The sequence below is a fragment of the Nocardioides sp. GCM10030259 genome, from assembly GCF_042666375.1.
Lineage (GTDB): Bacteria > Actinomycetota > Actinomycetes > Propionibacteriales > Nocardioidaceae > Nocardioides.
Genome location: NZ_JBHTDF010000025.1, coordinates 448,187 through 466,852, shown reverse-complemented (window position 1 = coordinate 466,852; position 18,666 = coordinate 448,187). Strand labels below are relative to the sequence as shown.

The following is an 18,666-nucleotide window of genomic DNA, read 5'->3' as shown; positions in this document are numbered from 1 at the left end:
CTTGACCCAGACCCAGACCCAGACCCGGACCCACTGTCCCTACTGCTCGCTCCAGTGCGGCATGACCCTCGTCGGTCAGCGCCGGCTGGAGGTGCAGCCCTGGCCCGAGTTCCCCGTCAACGAGGGAGCCCTGTGCCGCAAGGGCTGGACGGCGACCGGGCTGCGCGGCCACCGCGAGCGGTTGACGACGCCGCTGGTGCGCGACCGCGCGACCGGCGGGCTGCGGGCGGCGGACTGGGAGGAGGCCCTCGACCTCATCGGGGACCGGCTGGGCTCGCTGCGGTCGGCGTACGGCGCGGACGCGGTGGCGGTCTTCGGCGGCGGTGGGCTGACCAACGAGAAGGCCTACCAGCTCGGCAAGCTCGCTCGCGTCGCGCTCGGGACGTCGCAGGTCGACTACAACGGCCGGTGGTGCATGTCGTCGGCCGCGTCGGCGTCCAACCGGGCGTTCGGCGTCGACCGCGGGCTGCCGTTCCCGCTCGCCGACGTCGAGCAGACCGACGTGCTGGTGCTGGTGGGATCGAACCTCGCGGAGACGATGCCGCCCGCCGCGCGCCACCTCGACCGGCTGCGCGAGAACGGTGGGCACGTCGTGGTGATCGACCCGCGGCGGACGCCGACCGCCGACCGCGCCGACACCTTCCTCCAGCCGGTGCCCGGCACCGACCTCGCTCTGGCCTTGGGTCTGCTCCACCTGCTCGACGCTGCGGGTGCCGTCGACGAGGAGTACGTCGCGACGCGCACCGTCGGCTGGGACGAGGTCCGGCGCGCGGTCTCGGCGTGGTGGCCGGAGCGGGTCGAGCGGGTGACCGGGGTGCCGGCCGGGGAGCTGCGTGCGCTCGCCCGCCGGCTCGCCGACGCGCCGAAGGTCATGGTGCTCACCGCCCGCGGTGCGGAGCAGCATGCGCAGGGCACCGACACCGTGCTCGCCTGGATCGACGTTGCGCTCGCGCTGGGGATGCCGGGGAAGCCGCACGCCGGCTACGGCTGCCTGACCGGCCAGGGCAACGGCCAGGGCGGCCGGGAGCACGGGCAGAAGGCGGACCAGCTGCCCGGCTACCGGATGATCGACGACCCCGTGGCCCGCGAGCACGTGGCGCGCGTGTGGGGCGTCGACCCGTCGTCGCTGCCGGGACCGGGCCGCTCGGCGTACGAGCTGCTCGACGCGCTCGGCACCGACGGCGGCCCGAAGGCGCTGCTGGTCTTCGGCTCGAACGTCGTCGTCTCGGCGCCGAACGCGACCCACGTCGCCTCCCGCCTCGCCGACCTCGACCTGCTCGTCGTCGCCGACATCGTGATGAGCGAGACCGCGGCGCTCGCCGACGTGGTGCTGCCGGTCACGCAGTGGGCCGAGGAGACCGGCACGATGACGAACCTCGAGGGCCGCGTCATCCTGCGGCAGCAGGCGACGACCCCGCCCGCCGGCGTGCGGTCGGACCTCGACGTCATGGCCGGCCTGGCCGCGCGGCTGGGGCACGACTTCGCCACCGACCCCGAGGAGGTCTTCGCCGAGCTCGGCCGGGCGTCGGCCGGCGGCCGCGCCGACTACTCCGCGATCACCTACGAACGGATCCGCGAGGAGCACGGCGTCTTCTGGGGCTCCCCGCGGATGTTCGCCGACTCCTTCGCGCACAGCGACGGGCGCGCCCGCTTCGTCGCCGTCGAGCACCGCGGCCCGGCCGAGCCGGTCGACGCGGCGTACCCGCTCCACCTCACGACCGGGCGGGTGCTCGCGCAGTACCAGTCCGGCGCGCAGACCCGGCGCATCGGCGAGCTCCCCGACGACGGGCCGTACGTCGAGCTCCACCCGATGCTGGCCCGTCGGATCGGCGCGTACGACGGGGGACCGGTCGTCGTCACGACCCGCCGGGGCGAGCTGAAGGCGCCCGCGCGGGTCGTCGACACGATCCGGCCGGACACGGTCTTCGTGCCGTTCCACTGGGTCGGTGCCAACAAGCTCACCAACGACGCGCTCGACCCGTCGAGCCGGATGCCCGAGTTCAAGGCCTGCGCCTGCGCGGTGACCGCATGAGCCGCGTGGTGATCGTCGGCGCCGGCATGGCCGCGACCCGCCTCGCGGACGGGCTCGCGGGTCATGACGTGGTGCTGCTGGGCGACGAGGCGCACGCGCCGTACAACCGGATCCTGCTGTCGGCGGTGCTCGAGGGCACCCACGACCCGGAGTCGCTGGCGATGCGGGTGCCGGACGGCGCCGACCTGCGCCTGGGCAGCCGGGTCGTCGAGATCCACCGTGCGGAGCGCGAGGTCGAGCTCGCCGACCGCAGCCGGCTTCCGTACGACCGGCTCGTGCTCGCCACCGGCAGCATCCCGACGCTTCCCCCGATCCGCGGGCTGGTGCGGGTCGACGGGCAGCTCGACGAGCGCGTGCACGCATTCCGGACCCTGGCCGACTGCCGGCGGCTCGACGCCGCGGTGCCGACGGCCCGGCGTGCGGTGGTCGTCGGCGGCGGGCTGCTCGGCCTCCAGGTCGCCCGCGCGCTGAGCATCCGCGGCGTGGCGACCGAGGTCGTCGAGGGCGGCGACCACCTGCTCCGCGGCCAGGTCGACGCGAAGGCCGGCGCGATCCTGGCCCGCGACCTGAAGAAGCTCGGCACCGCCGTCTACACCGGCGCCCGCGCCACCCGGCTCATCGACACCGGGCTGGTCCTCGACAACGGGTGCGCGCTCGAGACCGACCTCGTCGTCCTCACTGCTGGCGGCCGCCCGTCGACCGCCCTGGCGCGCCGCGCCGGCCTCGACGTACGGCGGGGCGTGATGGTCGATCACCACCTGCGCACCAGCGACTCCCAGATCCACGCGATCGGCGACTGCGCCCAGCACGGCACCCAGGTCACCGGGTTCGTGCCGCCGGCGTGGGAGCAGGCCGGCCTGCTGGCGCGCATCCTCGCCGGCGACGACGTGCGCTACGACGGCGCGCGAACGGTCGCCCGGCTGCGCGCGACCGACCTCGAGGTCGCCGTGCTCGGCGACCCCGAGCACACCGAGGGCCACGTCGTCGAGATGTCCAACCCCGTCACCGGCAGCCACCGCAAGCTCGTGCTCCGCGACGGCGTCATCGTCGCGGCCACCCTGGTCGGCGACCTGGCCCGGATCGGGCTGATCACCCAGCACTACGACCGCGCGACCGTCCTGGGAGCGCGCGAGGCCGGCGACCTGCTGATGCCCGAGCGCGCGACGTCCGCACCCCCCGCGCTCGCCGACGACGTCGAGGTGTGCGCCTGCGCGGGCGTCCCCGCCGGCGCGATCCGCGCGTGCTCCTCGCTCGAGGACGTCCGCACGTCCACCCGCGCCACCACCGGCTGCGGCGGCTGCGCCGACTCGGTCCGCTCCCTGCTTGCCGCCCGCACCCTGGAAGGAACCCCACGATGAACACCCGCCGCAAGATCGTCGTCGTCGGCCACGGCATGGTCGGCCACCGCTTCGTGCAGGCCGCCATCGAGCGCGGCCTGACCGAGACCCACGACATCACCGTGCTCGGGGCAGAGGCGCGGCCGGCGTACGACCGGGTCGCGCTGACCTCGTTCTTCGAGGTCGGCGCCAAGGCGCTGAGCCTGCTGCCGAAGGGCGGGTACGACGACCCGCGGGTCACCCTCCGCACCGGGTCCGAGGTCGTGGCGGTCTCCCCGCGGCAGCGGATCATCACGCTCAACACCGGCGAGGACCTGCACTACGACGAGCTCGTGCTCGCGACCGGCGCCTACCCGTTCGTGCCGCCGGTGCCGGGCAGGGACCTCGACAACGTCTTCGTCTACCGGACCATCGAGGACCTCGAGGCGATCCGCAAGGCGGCGAAGCGGGCCAGGACCGGCGCCGTGGTCGGCGGCGGCCTGCTCGGCCTCGAGGCCGCCAACGCGCTGAGCCAGCTGGGGCTCGAGACCCACGTCGTCGAGCTCGCGCCGCGGCTGATGGCCGTCCAGGTCGACGCGGCCGGCGGCCGCACGCTCAGCCGCCACATCGAGCAGCTCGGGCTCACCGTCCACACCGGAGCCATGACCGAGGCGATCCTCGGCACCGGCAGGGTCACCGGGATGGCCCTCAAGGACCGCAAGCCGCTCGACGTCGACCTGGTCGTCTTCTCCGCCGGCATCCGGCCGCAGGACGCGCTCGCCCGGACGGCCGACCTGGACCTCGCCGAGCGCGGCGGCGTCCTGGTCGAGGAGCACTGCCGCACCAGCGACGAGCACATCTACGCGATCGGCGAGTGCGCCGCCCCGGGCGGCGTGATGTACGGCCTGGTCGCCCCCGGCTACTCGATGGCCGAGGTCGTCGTCGACCGGCTCCTCGGCGGCGAGGGCACGTTCGACGGCGCCGACATGTCCACGAAGCTCAAGCTGCTCGGGGTCGACGTCGCCTCCTTCGGCGACGCCCACGGCACCACCGAGGGCGCGCTGGAGCTGACGTACGCCGACGACGTGACCGGCGTCTACAAGAAGTTGGTGATCTCCGAGGACGGCAAGCGGCTCCTCGGCGGCGTGCTCGTGGGCGACGCCTCGGCGTACGGCGTCCTCCGCCCGATGGCCGCCTCCGGGCTGCCGCTCCCCGACAACCCGGAGGACCTGATCCTGCCGGCCGGGGCCGGCGGCGGAGGGGCGCTCACGCTGCCCGCGGAGGCGCAGGTCTGCTCGTGCAACGACGTCACCAAGGCCGACATCATCGCCGCCGCCGCCGAGGGCACGACCACGCGCGCCGGCTCGACGTGCGGGTCCTGCAAGGCGCAGACGAAGAAGATCATCGAGGAGTACTACGCCAGCCAGGGCCAGGAGGTCGACCGCAGCATCTGCGAGCACTTCCCGCTGACCCGGCAGGAGCTCTTCGACGTCGTGGCCGTGCACGGCTACCGCAGCTTCGACCAGATCGTGGAGGGCCACGGCACCGGGCGCGGCTGCGACATCTGCAAGCCCGCGATCGCGTCGATCCTCGCCTCGCAGCTCAACGGGCACGTGCTCGAGGGCGGGACCCGCACGCTCCAGGACACCAACGACGCCTACCTCGCCAACATCCAGCGCAACGGCACCTACTCCGTCGTACCCCGGATCCCCGGCGGCGAGGTCACCCCCGAGGGGCTGATCGTGATCGGCGAGGTCGCCCGCGACTTCGGGCTCTACACGAAGATCACCGGGGGCCAGCGGATCGACCTCTTCGGCGCCCGGGTGGAGCAGCTGCCCGCGATCTGGCGGCGGCTGGTCGACGCCGGGTTCGAGTCCGGCCACGCCTACGGCAAGGCGCTGCGCACGGTGAAGTCGTGCGTGGGCTCGACGTGGTGCCGGTACGGCGTGCAGGACTCGGTCGGCCTCGCGATCGACCTCGAGCTCCGCTATCGCGGGCTCCGCTCGCCGCACAAGCTCAAGGGCGGCGTCAGCGGCTGTGCCCGCGAGTGCGCGGAGGCGCGCGGCAAGGACTTCGGCGTGATCGCGACCGAGAAGGGCTGGAACCTGTACGTCGGCGGGAACGGCGGCGCCACGCCGGCGCACGCCCGGCTGCTGGCCGGCGACCTCGACACCGAGACGCTCGTCCGCTACCTCGACCGGTTCCTCATGTACTACATCCGCACCGCCGACCGGCTCCAGCGCACCGCCCCGTGGATCGACTCCCTCGACGGCGGGCTCGACCGGGTGCGCGAGGTCGTGGTCGACGACGCGCTCGGGCTGGGCTCGGAGCTGGAGGCCGCGATGGCGCAGCACGTCGACGGCTACTTCGACGAGTGGCAGGCGACCATCGAGGATCCCGAGAAGCTGGCCCGGTTCGTCTCCTTCGTGAACGCTCCCGACGTACCCGATCCGCACATCAGCTTCCGCGACGAGCGCGGCCAGATCGCGCCGGAGGACACCTCCGGGCCGGTCTCGCTGGGGGCGTCGATCCCGGTGGGTGCGCCGTGATCCCGGTGTGCCGCGTCGACCAGATCGAGGTCGAGGGCGGCGTCGCGGCGCTCGTCGACGGCGTGGCGGTCGCAATCTTCCGGACACACGACGGAAACGTCTACGCGATGTCCAACTACGACCCTTGTTCCAAGGCGTCGGTGCTGGCGCGGGGAATCGTCGGGACACGCGGCGAGATCCCGTTCGTCGCGTCGCCGATGCACAAGCAGGCGTTCGACCTGCGCACCGGGCAGTGCCTCGACGATGCGGCGGTCCGGGTCCCGACGTACGACGTCCGGGTCGACGACGGCATCGTCCTGGTCGGTCCAGCCTTGGAGTAGCAGATGACCGCAGCACCTAGCGACGGGGGCCTTCCGTTGAGCGGCTTCCGCATCGGAGTCACCGCCGCGCGGAAGGTGGAGGAGCAGGTCGCGCTGCTGGAGCGGCGCGGCGCCACGGTCGAGTGGGCACCGGCGCTGTCGCTGGACCCGAACCGGATCGACGACGACCTGCTGCGGGCGTCGACCGAGGAGGTGCTGGCGCAGCCGGTCGACCTCTTCCTCGCGACGACCGGCATCGGGATGAGGTCGTGGTTCGACGCGGCCGAGCGGTGGGGGCTGCTGCCTCGCCTGCTGGAGGCGCTCGGGTCGGCCGAGATCCTCGCCCGCGGACCGAAGAGCGTGGGGGCTCTTCGGCGCCGCGGGCTGCGGGAGCTCTGGGCGCCGGAGTCGGAGTGCTTCGAGGACGTGCTCGAGCACCTGCGCGGCCGGTCGCTCGACGGGCAGCGCATCGTCGTGCAGGAGCACGGCCAGTCGCTGTCGATGGTCGCCCACGCGCTGCGCCGGCAGGGCGCGGACGTGACGACCGTGACGGTCTACCGCGTCGAGCCGGCCGGCGACCCGGAGCCGATGTTCAAGCTGGTTGACCTGGTCTGCGGACGGGCATTGGACGCCGTGACCTTCACCTCCGCCCCCGCCGTCGCCTCGCTGATGGAGGCCGCGGGGTCGACCGGCCGGCGCGAGGAGCTGGTCGGCGCCTTCCAGGCCGACGTCGTCGCGTCGTGCGTCGGGCCGGTGACCGCGGCGGCCTTCGAGCTGTGGGGCGTGCCGACGATCTACCCGGACCGCTCCCGGCTCGCCGCGATGGTCAAGCAGCTCGAGGTCGAGCTGCCGTCGCGCCGCTCCGGCCTGGCGCTGACGCTGGTCGGCGGTCACCAGCTGCTGCTGCACGGCGACGACGTGCTGCTGGACGGCGTCGCCGTACGGCTCTCGCCGGCCCCGGCGGCCGTGCTCAACGCACTCGTCGCGAACCCCGGCACGGTCATCTCCCGCCCCGCGCTGCTGGCGATGCTCCCCTCCGGCACCGCCGGCTCCGAGCACGCCGTCGAGATGGCGGTCGCCCGCCTCCGCGCCGCCCTCGGCACCCGCGCCGTGCAGACGGTCGTCAAGCGGGGCTATCGGCTGGCGGTCGAGTAGACCCAGGTGTGACTGGTGGGGCGGTTGTGCCCAGTGTGGCCGCGCCCGTGGATGTAACGGGGTGTTGTGGCATCTGCTGACCCGTCACACCGGGCCGGCAGACGCCACAACACCCCGTTACAGCTGGAGCCTCGCCCCGACGGCCGGCTCAGACCGGGTCGGGGTCGCCGGTCGGGTCGACGGCGTCGGGGTCGACCAGGTGCGGCCCGCCGAGCGGGTCGCGCGACCAGCCGGTGACGGTCCAGCCGAGGGTCGAGGACCCCTCGAGCACGACCGCGCCGGTGTTGAGCAGGCGCTCCTCGTGCGGGCCGCCGTGGGCGGCGGCGAAGGTGCGGATGGCGGCGCCGTGGCTGAACGCGACCACCGTGGCGTCGTCGTCGTGGCCGCCGGTGAGGGCCGACACGGCCGAGGAGTAGCGGTCGAAGAACGTGTGGCCGTCCTCGCCGCCGGGCATCCGGGCGCCGAGCTCGCCGGCGATCCAGGCGGTGACGGTGTCGGCGTACGTGTCGATCGACTCGGCCGACGTGTGCATCTCGAGCGACCCTGCGCCGATCTCCTCGAGGCCCTCGCTGACGAGTACGTCGACGCCGCGCGCGGAGGCGAGGGGCGCGGCCGTGAGCTGGGTGCGCACCAGCGGGGACGCGTGCACGGCCACGATCGGCGAGGTCGTGAGCACCGCCGGGATCGCCGCCGCCTGGCGCTCGCCGAGCGGCGTCAGCGGCGCCCCGGGCCGGGCGGTGTCGAGCGCACCTGCCACGTTGGACGGCGTCTCGCCGTGGCGGATCAGGATCAGGCGCACGTCGTCAAGGCTACGAGGAAGGCCAAGTCAGCCGCGGTCCAGCTCCAGCGTCTCCGGCGTGTGCAGCCGCACCAGGAACCGTCCGGCGTCGGCAGGCACTCGGGCCTGGGTCACCCGCGAGACGACCACCATGGTCACGAGGGCGAGCGGCACCGTCCACGCCGCCGGCTGGCCCATCAGCGCGTCGACCCAGCCCGACGGCGTCGAGACCCGCACCGTCCAGGCGATCGCCAGCGCCGACCCCAGGCCGCCGGCCACCAGCCCGGCGATCGCACCCACCGACGTCAGCCCGCGCCACCAGATGCCGAGCAGCAGCAGCGGGCAGAACGTCGCGGCCGCCATCGCGAACGCGAGGCCGACGGCCCGGGCGACACCGAGGTTCGGCGCGAGCAGCGCGATGATGCACGGCACGGTCACGGCCCCGACCGCGCCCAGCCGGAACGCCGTGACGCCACCCAGCCGGCGCCCCCGCCAGCGCGAGGTGACGTCCTGCGAGAGCACGCCCGCGACCGCGATCGAGAGCCCCGACGACGTCGACAGGAACGCCGCGAACGCGCCCGCGGTCACCATCCCGGTCAGCACCTCGCCGAGCGCCCCGTCGACCATGATCCGGGGCAGCTCCAGCACCAGCGCGTCGGCAGCCCCCGAGGCGGCCAGCTCCGGCGCGTAGACCCGCCCGAGCGCGCCGTACACCGGCGGCAGCAGGTAGAAGAGGCCGAGCAGCACGAGCACGACCAGCGTCGTACGACGGGCGGCGCGGCCGTCCGGGTTCGTGTAGAACCGCACGACCACGTGCGGCAGGCCCATCGTGCCGAGGAACGTCGCGACGATCAGCGAGTAGGTGACGTAGAGGCCCTCGGCACCGCCCGGCGCGAGCGGCACCGACCAGTCGCCGCCCCCGTCCGCCCGCGCGGCGCCGTCGCCCGCCCACACCACGAGCAGCACCGCCGCGGGGATGAGCAGGGCGGTGAGCTTGAGCCAGTACTGGAAGGCCTGGACGAACGTGATGCTGCGCATCCCGCCGGTCGTGACGTTCGCGAGCACGACCACGCTGACGATCACGGGGCCGACCCAGGTGGGGGCGCCGACCGCCGACTGCAGGGTCAGCCCGGCGCCCTTGAACTGCGGGATCAGGTAGAGCCATCCGATCGCGACCACCAGCACCGAGCAGACGGCGCGTACGCCGCGCGAGCCCAGCCGCGCCTCGGCGAAGTCCGGCAGCGTGTAGGCGCCCGACCGCCGCAGCGGGGCGGCCACGAGCACGAGCAGCACGAGATAGCCGGCGGTCCAGCCGACCGGGTACCAGAGCATGTCGGCGCCGTTGAGCAGCACCAGGCCGGCGACGCCGAGGAAGGAGGCGGCCGAGAGGTACTCGCCGCCGATCGCGCTCGCGTTGAGCCGCGGATGGACGGTGCGCGACGCGACGAAGAAGTCGCTCGTCGTGCGGGAGAAGCGCAGCCCCCAGGTGCCGATCGCCAGCGTCGCGACCGTGACCAGCGTGATCGCGACGATGCCGGGGGCGGCGTTCATCTCTCGACCTCGGAGACGAGCTCGGCGAAGTCGTGCTCGTTGGCCTCCGCACGGCGGACGTAGCCCCAGCCGAGCAGGACGAGCACCGGGTAGACGACGATCCCGAGCAGCAGCCAGCCGAGCGGCATCCCGAGCAGGCGTACGTCGGAGAGGCCGGGCACCAGGTAGAACGCGAGCGGCAGCAGCCCGATCGTGAGCCCCATCGCCACGAGCACGCCGATCGCGAGCCGCAGCTGCTCGCGCAGGAGCGAGCGCATGTAGACACCGCCTAGCTGGGTGCCGGCGTCGATGTCGGACGTCCGTGCGGCCGGTGGCCGGCGGCGCGGGGGACCGGTGACGCGGACCCGGGTCGACGGTCCGCCGGCGTCGGTCACGGCCCGGTGCGCGGCGGCTGCGCCGCGCGGCTCTGGACCGTGCGGTTCTGCAGCAGCAGCTCGCGCAGCTCGCGGGTGTGCCGTCGGCTGACGATGAGCTCGACCGCGCGCGGCCCGACCACGACGGCACAGCGGCCGCCGTCCATGCGCACCTCGGTCACGTGGTTGAGCGAGACCAGCAGCGACCGGTGGATGCGCACGAAGCCGGCGGTGGCCCACTCCTCCTCGAGCGTCGTCAGCGGGCTGCGCACCAGGTGGGACTCGGTCGCGGTGTGCAGCCGCGCGTAGTCGCCCTGCGCCTCGACGTGGGTGATGTCCGCACGGCTGAGGAACCGGGTGACGCCGCCGCGCTCGACCGCCACCTTCGCGTCGTCGCGGGCCGGGGCCGCCTCGGAGACGCCGTCGAGCACGTCGACGACGCGGCGTACCGCCTCGGCCAGCCGCTCCTGGCGCACCGGCTTCAGCACGTAGTCGACGGCGCGCAGGTCGAACGCCTCGACCGCGTGCTGCTCGTGGGCGGTGACGAAGACGACCGGCGGCGGTGCGCGGAACCGGCCGAGCACCTGCGCGAGCTCGAGGCCGGTGAGGCCCGGCATCTGGATGTCGAGGAAGACCGCGTCGACCGCTCCCTCGTGGAGGATCCGCAGCCCGTCGGTCGCGGAGTCACTGGTCAGCACGTCGCCGATCCGCTCGTCGGCGTCGAACAGGTAGGTGATCTCGTCGAGCGCGGGCCGCTCGTCGTCGATCACCAGAACCGTCAGCGGCTTCATGCGTGCACCCCGGGGGCGAACTTGGGCACTCTCACGACGACCTTGGTACCCGCTCCGGGCGCAGTTTCCACCACCAGGCCGTAGTCGTCGCCGAACGTCGACCGCAGCCGGCCGTCGACGTTCCCGAGGCCGACCGAGTCCAGCCCGGCGTCACCGGCCAGCGCCCGGCGTACGACGTCCGGGTCCTCGCCGACGCCGTCGTCCTCCACCTCGATCACGCACTCCTGGTCCTGGTCGCGGGCGACGATCCGGATCGACCCGCCTCCCTCCGCCGACTCCAGCCCATGGCGTACGGCGTTCTCGACCAACGGCTGGATGCACAGGAAAGGTACGGCGACCGGCAGCACCTCCGGCGCGATCCGCAGCGTCACCCGGAGCCGGTCGCCGAAGCGCGCCTGCTCGAGCAGCAGGTAGCGCTCGACCGAGCGGAGCTCCTCGGCGAGCGTCGTGTACTCGCCGTGCCGGCGGAAGGAGTAGCGGGTGAAGTCCGCGAACTCGAGCAGCAGGTGCCGGGCGCGGTCGGGGTCGGTGCGCACGAAGCTGGCGATCGCGCCGAGCGAGTTGTAGATGAAGTGCGGGCTGATCTGGGCCCGCATCGCCCGGACCTCGGCCTCCATGAGGCGGTTGCGGGACGCGTCGAGCTCCGCGAGCTCGAGCTGCGAGGCCACCCACGCCGCGACCTCGTCGGTCGCGCGGGCCAAGCCGGCCGTTGGCGCCGTCGCGAAGACCTGGAGGGTGCCGACCACGCGCTCCTCGACCACCAGGGGGCTGCCGATGGCGCCGCGCACGTCGCAGCCCGGCACGTCGCAGGGCAGGTCGTCCCGGTCGAACACGCGGGTGCGGCCGGCCTCGACGGTCTGCGCCGCGAGCCGCGCGCACTGCTCCTCGTGGTGCTGGCGCCCGGTCCCGTGCCACGCGAGGGACCGGGCGGTGTCGGTGATCGCGAGCGCCGGGCTGCCGAGCAGGTCGTGCAGGTGCCGGATGCTGCGCTCGGCGCTCTCCGCGGTCAGCCCCGCGCGCAACGCGGGCGCAGCCAGCGAGGCGCTGTGCAGCGTGCGAAACGTGGCCCGGTCGGCCTCGGTGCCCAGGTGCCGCCGGCGCCACGGTCGAGGCATCGGTCTAGCGGAAGTCGATGAGCAGGACGTCGTCGGTGCCGGCGGGATCGCCGCCCGTCGTGGTCGGCGCCCCCTCGGCGGCCGTCGTCTCGGCGGTCGCGCTCGTGGGGCGGTCGGCGACCGTGGCGCGGAAGCAGGACGTGACGTACGGCAGCTGCATGCCGTCCATGCCGCGGCCGTAGTCGTCGTAGAACGCCAGCACCTCGGCCAGCTTCGCGCGCCGCGCGTCGTCGTCGAGGACGGCGACGTTCGACCGCGAGATGACCAGGTCCTGCACGGAGTCGCGGTCGATCACCTGCCAGTGCTTGAAGGACTCCCGCTCGACCTCGCCGAAGTGTCCCGAGTCCGCGATCGTCTCGGTGGGGTCGGTGCCGCGCTCGGCCGAGCCGATGATCGCGCCGAGCCTCTTGACCCACGGGATCCGCTCGTCGCGCTCGTTCCAGACCAGCGCGAGCCGCCCACCTGGCTTGAGGACCCGCGCGATCTCGGGCAGCGCCCGCTCGGGGTCGAACCAGTGGAACGCCTGCCCGGCCACGACCACGTCGTACGACGCGTCCGCGGCGGGCAGCTCCTCGGCCGAGGCGACGGACGTGGGCACGTCGGGCAGTCGCTTGCGCAGCCGGGACAGCATCGCGTCGTCGGGATCGGTCGCGTGCACCTCGTGGCCGAGCGCGAGCAGCGCCTCGGTGAGCTTGCCGGTGCCGGCACCGACCTCCAGGACCACGACCGGCTCCGGGCCGGCCAGCCAGGCGGCGGCCTCGCCGGGGTAGGTCGGCCGGCCGCGGTCGTAGGCGTCGGCCACGGAGCCGAAGGACAGGGCGCGGTCGGGCTGGTCGGTCATCGGGCTCACCGTACCCGCTGGATAGCCTTCCCGACGTGACTGATGACCCGCTGGCGCACCTGGTCTCCCTGGAGGGAGTGCCCTCGGCGTACGCCGCCGCCCGCGACGGCATCGACGTGATGCTGCGCGACCGCGGCCTGCGGCGCACCTCTCCGGAGACGACGGCCGAGAGCCTGCTGCGCGGTGCGCACGCGAGCGCCGTGTTGGAGGGGTCGGCGTCGACCCTCGCCGACGTGCGGGCCGGCGGTGGTGACGAGGTGTCGGCCGACGCCGTGCGGGTCTCGACGGAGCTGCTCGGCCTGGCGCCGGTGCTCGGCCGGTCGCCGCTGCAGGCGCTGGCGCGGATCCACGCGCTCGCGGCCGCCGGGCTGCCCGCCGACAGCCGGGGCCGTCCGCGCGGCGGTGACGCCGCCGAGCGGCTGCGCGGGGTCGCGGCCCTGCTGTCGGCGACCACGTCGGCGCCGGCGCTGCTGGTGGCGGCCGTCGTGCACGCTGAGCTGGTCACCGCGGCGCCGTTCCCGTCGCACAACGGCATCGTCGCGCGGGCCGCCGAGCGGCTGGTGCTGGTCGCGCGGGGCGTCGACGAGAAGTCCCTGGTCGTGCCCGAGGCGGGGCACCTCGCCCTGCGCCCGGCGTACGAGTCGAACCTGCGCGGGTACGCCGACGGCGGGTCCGCCGGCGTGCACTCGTGGCTGCTCTACGCGGCCGAGGCGTACGCCGCCGGCGCGGAGGCGAGTCCGCTGCGGCGGGGTGCGCGGTAGGGGCCGACTTTCGGATCACCGGGTCTCGAGACGCGCCGTCACGGCTTCGCAGGCTCAGCCGTGGGCGCTCCTCGACCTTCGCTCGCCACGTGTCCCGCTCCTTCGTCGCGGGACACTGCTCACTCCGGACATGCGAACGGCACCCGGATCTCGAGTGGTTGGGCCGGGTGCCGCCGCTGACACGTGAAACCGATGGCTACCAGGCGTGCAACATCTCTTGCGGCCCCGGGAGTGTCCCGGCTCAGGCCTGCGCCCTGTAGGAAGGGTAGATCGCCGCGTGGGTACCCGGCTCACGTGCGCTTCTGTAGTTCTTGCCTTCGTTTGTACGCCCGTGAGGGGGGCTCTTCAAGCCCTGAGGTCCCTTGACTTGGCAGGGGTTGTGTGAACGCTCAGGCTCCCAGCCGGCGCTTGCGCGCGTTGGCCCAGATCACCCCGCCGACGGCGACGACACCGCCCACTGCGAGGGCTGCGAGGGTCGGCTTGGGGGGAGGAAGCGGCACCCGTGAGCGCAGGGCGACGGGCTTGGTGAAGACCAGCACCGGCCACTCGTGGGTGGCCGCGGCGCGGCGCAGCTCCTTGTCCGGGTTGACCGCGTAGGAGTGCCCGACCGCCTCGAGCATCGGGACGTCGGTGACGGAGTCGCTGTAGGCGTAGGAGCTCTCGAGGTCGTAGCCGATCTCGTCGGCGAGCTCGCGGATCGCGCGCGCCTTCTCCTCGGCGTACGCGTAGTACTCGATCTCGCCGCTGTAGCGGCCGTCGACGATCTGCATCCGGGTCGCGATCACGCGGTCGGCGCCGAGCATCGCGGCGATCGGCTCGACGACCTCCGCGCCGGACGCCGAGACGATGACGACGTCCCGGCCGGCCAGTTGGTGCTCCTCGATGAGCGACACCGCCTCGTCGTACACGAGCGGCTCGACGACGTTGTGCAGGGTGTCGGCGACGATCTCGCGCACGGTGGCGACGTCCCAGCCGGTGCAGAGCTGCGACATGAACTGCCGCATCTTCTCCATCTGGTCGTGGTCTGCGCCGCCGACGAGGTAGACGAACTGGGCGTACGCCGAGCGCAGCACCGCCCGGCGGGAGATCAGGCCGCCGGCCTGGAACGGCTTGCTGAACGCGAGCGTGCTCGACTTCGCGATGATCGTCTTGTCGAGGTCGAAGAAGGCCGCGGTCGGCGCCATGCCCCCAATCGTAGAGGGCTTCGGGCCAGCTTTTGTCCACAATGCCGAGTCCAACGCCCTTGTCCACAAGGGGATCCGGACGCCCGGCGGGAACGTCGCGCTCCGGGGAGCATCGCCGGCATGAACGCTCCCCTCGTCGTCACCCGCGACCGCTCCCTCCTCGACCAGCTCCTGCGCCTCGCGGCGGCCGCCGGCATCGAGCCCGACGTCGCGCCCGACCTGGGTGCCGCGCTCCGGCTCTGGCCGGTGGCTCCACTCGTGCTGGTGGGCGCCGACGTCGCGCCGGAGCTGGCGGCGCTGCTCCCCGCGCGGCGGGCGTGCGCGCACGTCGTGGCGTGGGGTCCGGTGCCCGACGACCTGTTCCGGGTCGCGGTCGCGCTCGGGGCCGAGAGCGTGGCGGAGCTGCCGTCGTCGGAGGCGTGGCTGGTGGAGGCGCTCACCGACCTGGGCGACCCGCACCGCACGGTCGGCGTGGTGATCGGCGTGACCGGGGGCAGCGGCGGTGCGGGCGCCACGACGTTCGCGTGCGCGCTCGGCCAGCTCGCCGCCCGGCGCGGGCGGGCGGTGGTCGTCGACGCGGACCCGCTCGGGCCGGGCGTCGACCGCGTGCTCGGCCTCGAGGAGCGCGACGGCGTGCGGTGGGACGGCCTGTGCCACGCCACCGGGCGGCTCAGCGCCCGGTCGCTGCGCGAGGCGCTGCCGCGGCGGGAGCACCTGGCCGCCATCACCTGGCGCGCGGGACCGCCCGGCACGCTGCAGGCGTTCGCCGTACGGGAGGTGCTGTCGGCGGCGCAGCGCGGCCACGACTACGTGGTCGTCGACCTGCCGCGCACGAGCGACCCCCTCGTCGACGAGGTGGCGGCGCGGTGCGACCGGCTGCTGGTCGTCGTGGTGCCGACGGTCGCGGGGGTGGCGTCGGCGGTGCGCATCTGCGCCCGACACCCCGATCCCGGGCGGGTCCGCCTGGTGGTGCGCGGCTCCGGGGTGGATCCGCAGGCGATCGCGCGGGCCACGCGGATCCCGGTGCTGGCGACGATGGGCGACCAGCGCGGCCTCGCGGAGGCCATCGACCTCGGGCTCGGCCCGGTGCGGTCCCACCGCGGCGCGCTCGGCAGGGCGGCCGGCGAGGTCCTCGACCAGGTGTCCCTGCTCCACACCGCAGCCGCATGAACGGCACCGATCTCGACCCGGTCGACCTCGAGGCGGTCCGCGACCGGCTGGCCCGCTCCCCGGGCGAGCTCACGCCTCACCGGGTCGCCGAGGCGCTGCGCGAGAGCGGTCGCCCGGTCGGCGACGCCGCGGTGCTCGCCGTGTACGAGACGCTGCGGCGCGACGTGGTCGGCGCCGGGCCGCTCGAACCCCTCCTGCGGACGCCCCACGTCACCGACGTCCTCGTCAACGGCCCCGGGCAGGTCTTCCTCGACCGGGGCGCCGGCCTCGAGCCGACCTCGGTCCGCTTCCCCGACGACGACGCCGTACGACGCCTGGCGCAACGTCTCGCCGCGCTGGGCGGCCGCCGCCTCGACGACGCGACGCCGTACGTCGACCTCCGGCTGCCCGACGGCACCCGCTTCCACGCGGTGCTCGCGCCCCTGGCGCGGCCGGGCACGGTGATCTCGCTGCGGGTGCCGCGGCGACAGGCATTCACGCTCGAGGAGCTCACCCAGCGCGGGACGGTCGACCCGGAGACCGCCGAGCTGCTCGACAGGATGGTCGCCTCGCGGCTGGCGTTCCTGGTCAGCGGCGGCACCGGCTCCGGCAAGACCACGCTGCTCGCCGCGCTGCTGGCCCGGGTGCCGCCGATGGAGCGGGTGGTCGTGGTCGAGGACGCGAGCGAGCTGCGCCCCGACCATCCCCACGTCGTCGCGCTGGAGGGACGCCCGCCCAACATCGAGGGGGCCGGCGCCGTCGACGTCCGCACGCTGGTGCGGCAGGCGCTGCGGATGCGACCCGACCGGCTGGTCGTGGGCGAGGTCCGGGGCGGCGAGGTCGTCGACCTGCTCGCCGCGCTGAACACCGGCCACGAGGGCGGCTGCGGCACCCTGCACGCGAACTCAGCGCTCGACGTGCCCGCCCGCGTCGAGGCGCTCGCCCTGGCCGGCGGGCTCGGCCGCGACGCCGCGCACAGCCAGCTCGCCTCGGCCGTCGACGTGGTGCTCCACCTCGCGCGCGACCGCGACGGGGCCCGGAGGCTGCGGCAGGTCGGCGTGCCCACCCGGTCGCCCGACGGCCTGGTCGCCATGACCACCGCCCTCGATGTCGGCCTCGACGGGCGCCCCGTCCCCGGCCCGGCGGCCGCCGCCCTCGCCGGTCGGCTGCGGGACGCGTCGTGATCGCGGCGCTCGCCGCCGGGTGTGCCGCGGTGGCCGCCGCGCTGCTCGTGCGACCCCCGCCGCGGCTGGCCGGCCCGGCCCGACCGGCGCCGCGCGTGCTGCTCCCGGCCGGGGTCGCGGCCGTCGTGCTCGCGGTGCTCCTGGCTCCCGACCTCGGCGCGCTGATCGTGATCGGCAGCCTGGCCGCGGCCGGCGCGGTCGCCCTGGTCCGTCGCCAGCGGGCCCGCCGGGCCGCGGCGGTCACCGCGTCGCGCGTCCTCGAGACCTGCGAGGCGATGGCGAGCGAGCTCGCCGGGGGACTGCCGCCCGGTGACTGCCTCGAGCGCGCCGCGCGGGTGTGGCAACCGCTGTCGCCGGTGGCGGCGGCGTTCCGCGTCGGCGCCGACGTGCCGGCCGCGATGCGTGCGGTCGCGACGGAGGTCGAGGGTGCCGGCGACCTGCGGGTCGTCGCCGCCGCGTGGCACGTCGCCCACCGCACGGGCGAGGGGCTCGCGTCGACGGTCGACCGGGTCGCCGCCTCGCTCCGTGCCGACGCCGGCACCCGGCGGGTGGTGGCGGGCGAGCTCGCCTCCGCGCGGGCGACCGCGCGCCTGGTCGCCGGGCTTCCGGTCGTCGCGCTCGTCATGGGGTCGGGTGCCGGCGGCGACCCGTGGGGCTTCCTGCTCCGCACGCCGGCCGGGCTCGCCTGCCTCGCCGCCGGCCTGGCCTTCGGGCTCGCCGGCCTGTGGTGGATCGAGGCGATCGCCCGCGACGCGGACGCTCCATGAGCGGCTGGCTGGCGATCCTGGCGATCCTGGCGGCCGCGACCGCGGCGGCCCTGGTCGTGCGCCACCGGCCCGTCCTGCCCGCTGTGGCCGACCCGGCGCCGGCGCCGTCGGGCCTCGGCTGGCTGCACCGGCACCGCTTGCTCTGGTCGGGCTGCGCCGGTGCGGGGGCGCTGGTCTTCGTCTCCGGGCCCGTCGGCATCCCGGCGGGGATCGTGGCGGGCCTCGTCGTCTGGGTCGTGATCGGGCGGGCCGAGCCGGCGTCGGAGCGTGCGCGGCGCCGAGCAGTCGCACGCGACCTGCCCCACGTGGTGGCGCTGCTCGCCGCTGCGCTGCGATCCGGGTCCTCGCCGGCCGACGGGATCGCCCAGGTCTGCTCCGCGCTGCCCGGGCCGGCCGCCGACCGGCTGGCCGGGATCGCCGCCCGGCTCTCGCTCGGCCTCGACCCGGTCGAGGTCTGGTCGTCGCTCGCTGCCGAGCCCGCGCTCGCGCCGCTGGGCCGCACCCTCGCCCGCGCGCACGACACGGGCACCCCGGTGGTCGCGGCCGTCGAACGGCTCGCCGAGGAGCTCGCCCAGTCCGCCCGCGCCGACGTCGAGGAGCGCGCCCGCGCCGTGGGGGTCCGGGCCGCGGTGCCACTCGGGCTCTGCCTGCTGCCCGCGTTCGTGCTGATCGGGATCGTCCCGCTCGTCGTCGCCCTGATGACCGGCCTCGAGCTGTGAACCGGCGGGCCACGAATCGTCCACCGGACCGGCTGCAGCAGGCCCGTCCACAGCGACCCGGTCGACGCCTGCGGACCGTCCCCGCCATGGCGCATGGTCGTGCCTCGCCGGGTCGCATCGGG

17 protein-coding genes are annotated in these 18,666 nt (G+C 74.6%); 10 read left to right on the top strand and 7 right to left on the bottom strand.

Going from position 1 to position 18,666, the window contains the following annotated elements; all coding sequences use genetic code 11:
- The first annotated feature begins 1 nt into the window (after nt 1).
- Genes ACFQQI_RS21690 through ACFQQI_RS21670 form a run of 5 tightly spaced genes read left to right on the top strand, consistent with a single transcriptional unit; the run spans nt 2 to nt 7,351 of the window.
- Nucleotides 2-2,032 carry a molybdopterin oxidoreductase family protein gene (locus ACFQQI_RS21690; protein WP_378568479.1) on the top strand — a complete coding sequence of 677 codons (2,031 nt, stop codon included), beginning with the start codon at nt 2-4 and terminating at the stop codon, nt 2,030-2,032.
- The gene (locus ACFQQI_RS21685; protein ID WP_378568477.1) at nt 2,029-3,390 is read left to right on the top strand and encodes an FAD-dependent oxidoreductase; all 1,362 of its coding nucleotides are present in this window, start codon (nt 2,029-2,031) and stop codon (nt 3,388-3,390) included. Before ACFQQI_RS21690 ends, ACFQQI_RS21685 begins: the two co-directional genes overlap by 4 nt.
- Nucleotides 3,387-5,897, top strand: a complete 2,511-nt coding sequence (gene nirB / locus ACFQQI_RS21680) for a nitrite reductase large subunit NirB (protein ID WP_378568475.1) — start codon at nt 3,387-3,389, stop codon at nt 5,895-5,897. Before ACFQQI_RS21685 ends, nirB begins: the two co-directional genes overlap by 4 nt.
- Entirely contained in the window at nt 5,894-6,217 is a 324-nt protein-coding gene (nirD, locus tag ACFQQI_RS21675) for a nitrite reductase small subunit NirD (protein WP_378568473.1), read from the top strand. The genes nirB and nirD overlap by 4 nt, the downstream gene beginning before the upstream one ends.
- A 3-nt stretch (nt 6,218-6,220) precedes the next feature.
- The gene (locus ACFQQI_RS21670) at nt 6,221-7,351 is read left to right on the top strand and encodes a uroporphyrinogen-III synthase (RefSeq protein WP_378568471.1); all 1,131 of its coding nucleotides are present in this window, start codon (nt 6,221-6,223) and stop codon (nt 7,349-7,351) included.
- Nucleotides 7,352-7,499: 148 nt separating this feature from the next.
- Here the strand turns inward: ACFQQI_RS21670 and ACFQQI_RS21665 are convergent, their stop codons facing one another.
- The 6 genes from ACFQQI_RS21665 to ACFQQI_RS21640 are packed head-to-tail and all read right to left on the bottom strand — an operon-like array spanning nt 7,500 to nt 12,780.
- Nucleotides 7,500-8,150 carry a histidine phosphatase family protein gene (locus ACFQQI_RS21665; RefSeq protein ID WP_378568469.1) on the bottom strand — a complete coding sequence of 217 codons (651 nt, stop codon included), beginning with the start codon at nt 8,148-8,150 and terminating at the stop codon, nt 7,500-7,502.
- Between the two features lie 27 nt (nt 8,151-8,177).
- Nucleotides 8,178-9,680, bottom strand: coding sequence for a cation acetate symporter (locus ACFQQI_RS21660; RefSeq protein ID WP_378568467.1), 1,503 nt, complete (start codon nt 9,678-9,680; stop codon nt 8,178-8,180).
- On the bottom strand, nt 9,677-10,054 hold the full coding sequence (locus tag ACFQQI_RS21655) for a hypothetical protein (protein WP_378568465.1): 378 nt from the start codon (nt 10,052-10,054) through the stop codon (nt 9,677-9,679). Before ACFQQI_RS21655 ends, ACFQQI_RS21660 begins: the two co-directional genes overlap by 4 nt.
- Nucleotides 10,051-10,824, bottom strand: a complete 774-nt coding sequence (locus tag ACFQQI_RS21650) for a LytR/AlgR family response regulator transcription factor (RefSeq protein ID WP_378568463.1) — start codon at nt 10,822-10,824, stop codon at nt 10,051-10,053. The genes ACFQQI_RS21655 and ACFQQI_RS21650 overlap by 4 nt, the downstream gene beginning before the upstream one ends.
- Nucleotides 10,821-11,939: a sensor histidine kinase gene (locus ACFQQI_RS21645; RefSeq protein ID WP_378568461.1), complete on the bottom strand. Its 1,119-nt coding sequence runs from the start codon at nt 11,937-11,939 to the stop codon at nt 10,821-10,823. The genes ACFQQI_RS21650 and ACFQQI_RS21645 overlap by 4 nt, the downstream gene beginning before the upstream one ends.
- A 4-nt stretch (nt 11,940-11,943) precedes the next feature.
- Nucleotides 11,944-12,780, bottom strand: coding sequence for a class I SAM-dependent methyltransferase (locus ACFQQI_RS21640; RefSeq protein ID WP_378568459.1), 837 nt, complete (start codon nt 12,778-12,780; stop codon nt 11,944-11,946).
- Nucleotides 12,781-12,815: 35 nt separating this feature from the next.
- Between ACFQQI_RS21640 and ACFQQI_RS21635 the strand changes: the two genes are divergently transcribed.
- A complete protein-coding gene (locus ACFQQI_RS21635) occupies nt 12,816-13,541 on the top strand; it encodes an oxidoreductase (RefSeq protein ID WP_378568457.1) in 726 nt (241 codons plus the stop codon).
- Between the two features lie 389 nt (nt 13,542-13,930).
- On the opposite strand, the gene ACFQQI_RS21630 is transcribed toward ACFQQI_RS21635, so the two are convergent.
- Nucleotides 13,931-14,725, bottom strand: coding sequence for an HAD family hydrolase (locus ACFQQI_RS21630; RefSeq protein ID WP_378568455.1), 795 nt, complete (start codon nt 14,723-14,725; stop codon nt 13,931-13,933).
- 120 nt (nt 14,726-14,845) lie between these two features.
- Between ACFQQI_RS21630 and ssd the strand changes: the two genes are divergently transcribed.
- The 4 genes from ssd to ACFQQI_RS21610 are packed head-to-tail and all read left to right on the top strand — an operon-like array spanning nt 14,846 to nt 18,544.
- Entirely contained in the window at nt 14,846-15,895 is a 1,050-nt protein-coding gene (gene ssd, locus ACFQQI_RS21625) for a septum site-determining protein Ssd (protein WP_378568453.1), read from the top strand.
- Complete coding sequence (locus ACFQQI_RS21620) at nt 15,892-17,058, top strand: TadA family conjugal transfer-associated ATPase (RefSeq protein ID WP_378568451.1); 1,167 nt, start codon at nt 15,892-15,894, stop codon at nt 17,056-17,058. Before ssd ends, ACFQQI_RS21620 begins: the two co-directional genes overlap by 4 nt.
- Nucleotides 17,055-17,825, top strand: a complete 771-nt coding sequence (locus tag ACFQQI_RS21615) for a type II secretion system F family protein (protein WP_378568449.1) — start codon at nt 17,055-17,057, stop codon at nt 17,823-17,825. Before ACFQQI_RS21620 ends, ACFQQI_RS21615 begins: the two co-directional genes overlap by 4 nt.
- Nucleotides 17,822-18,544, top strand: a complete 723-nt coding sequence (locus tag ACFQQI_RS21610; protein ID WP_378568447.1) for a type II secretion system F family protein — start codon at nt 17,822-17,824, stop codon at nt 18,542-18,544. Before ACFQQI_RS21615 ends, ACFQQI_RS21610 begins: the two co-directional genes overlap by 4 nt.
- The last annotated feature ends 122 nt before the right edge of the window (nt 18,545-18,666 follow it).